Source organism: Limimaricola sp. G21655-S1, assembly GCF_027213785.1.
In the GTDB taxonomy this organism is placed as follows: domain Bacteria; phylum Pseudomonadota; class Alphaproteobacteria; order Rhodobacterales; family Rhodobacteraceae; genus Limimaricola.
In genome coordinates, this window is sequence record NZ_JAPWGO010000051.1 from 1,897 (window position 1) to 3,580 (window position 1,684).

Below are 1,684 nucleotides of genomic sequence, written 5' to 3' on the forward strand. Positions count from 1 at the left end.
GTCACCGAAGATCGTGGACTTTGGGCCGCGGCAACGCGCAGCTGGTTGACGGCCTGGAATGACGTTTTCACAGGACTGGTTATCACTGCCCTGGCGCTGATCTCGATGCGGCCTGGCAACGGTTGGGCGCAATGGGCCAACGCCGCGCTGGGGGTCTGGCTGTTGGCGGCGCCTTTGGTCTTCTGGACGCCGGACCCGGCGGTTTATGCGAACGACACGTTGATCGGCGCGCTCGTCATCGCGCTAACCATCCTGATCCCGATGATGCCCGGCATGTCGCGCGAGGGCATGATGGATGAAGGCGATATACCGCCGGGCTGGACCTACTGTCCGTCCACCTACGTGCAACGACTGCCGATCATCGCGCTCGGAGTGGTGGGCTTTCTTCTGTCGCGCATCCTGTCTGCCTATCAGCTGGGTCATGTCGACGGCATCTGGGAGCCATTCTTCTCCTCTCCTTCGGCTCTGAACGGCAGCGAATATATCGTCACCTCCGACGTCTCCAAGGCTTGGCCGGTGGCCGACGGAGGGCTGGGCGCCATGAGCTACATGTTCGAAATCCTGATGGGGGTGATGGGCAGTCGAAAGCGGTGGCGCACGATGCCATGGATGGTCGCGCTCTTCGGCATCGTCGTCGGTCCGTTGGGGATCGTGAGCATCTACTTCATCATCATTCAGCCGATCACGATTGGCACCTATTGCACGATCTGCCTGTTGGCGGCGGCGGCGATGCTGATCATGATCCCGTTCTCGCTCGACGAGGTCGTGGCAATGATCCAGTTCATGATCTGGAATACGCGGCGCGGCCGCCCCTTTGGGCGTGCCTTCTTCCAAGGCGATGCGTTGCCGGGGTCGACAAGCGGCGGTTCGATGAGCTTCGATGCCGTGCCAACGAAGCTGTTTCGGCAAAGCGCGCGCGGTGTCACCGTTCCATGGACCCTTGGCCTCAGCGCCGCCCTCGGCGCCTTCCTGATGCTGTCACGCGCCATCTTCGGCAACGAGATGCCCTTGGCGGGCAGTGATCATCTGGTAGGCGCGCTGGTCCTGACGACCGCCGTGATCGCGTGGGCCGAGGTCGCGCGACCGCTGCGCTTCCTCAATCTGGGCTTCGGACTGTGGCTCGTGATCGCGCCCTGGCTGCTGGATGGCGGCACCGTCCCGGGAAGTCTCGTTGGCATCCTGGCCGGCTTGGCACTGATCGTTCTCAGCCTGCCTCGGGGCCGGCGTAGCGCGGAGCATTACGGCAGCTGGGACCGATACGTGGTCTGAAACTCGCGGCGATCCCTGCGCGCCGGACCGAGATGCGGTCGAGTTGACGAGGCGGATATCTCAGCGCTTGGGTCGGCGTTGAGTCTGTGGACAGCCGAGTTTTGTGAGGCGGTCGCGCAGGAGTAGCCGGCACTCAGTCCAGCAGGGCGTCCAGCACGGGGCACTCCGGGACCTCGGTTCCGCTGCATTGAGCCACCGTGTCGCTCAATGCTCTTTCGATCCGTTGCAGATCGACGATCTTATCCTGCACATCCTTGAGATGGGCCGAGGCGATCTCCTTCACCTCGGCACAAGTCTGGTTGTGGCTGTCGACGAGGCTGAGCAACCCTCTGATCTCCTCGAGAGAAAATCCGAGATCACGCGCGCGCATGACGAAGCGCAATCGGCGCACATGATCCTCACCGTAGCTGCGGTA

2 protein-coding genes are annotated in these 1,684 nt (G+C 62.8%); one reads left to right on the forward strand and one right to left on the reverse strand.

What is annotated here, in order from left to right; all coding sequences use genetic code 11:
- Window positions 1-1,269, forward strand: a 1,269-nt coding sequence (locus tag O4G76_RS19680) for a vitamin K epoxide reductase family protein (RefSeq protein WP_269398853.1), incomplete at its 5' end; no start/stop codon positions are given.
- A 133-nt stretch (window positions 1,270-1,402) separates the two neighbouring features.
- Here the strand turns inward: O4G76_RS19680 and O4G76_RS19685 are convergent.
- Window positions 1,403-1,684 (reverse strand): MerR family DNA-binding protein (locus O4G76_RS19685; RefSeq protein ID WP_269398854.1); only part of this gene is annotated, 282 nt, incomplete at its 5' end.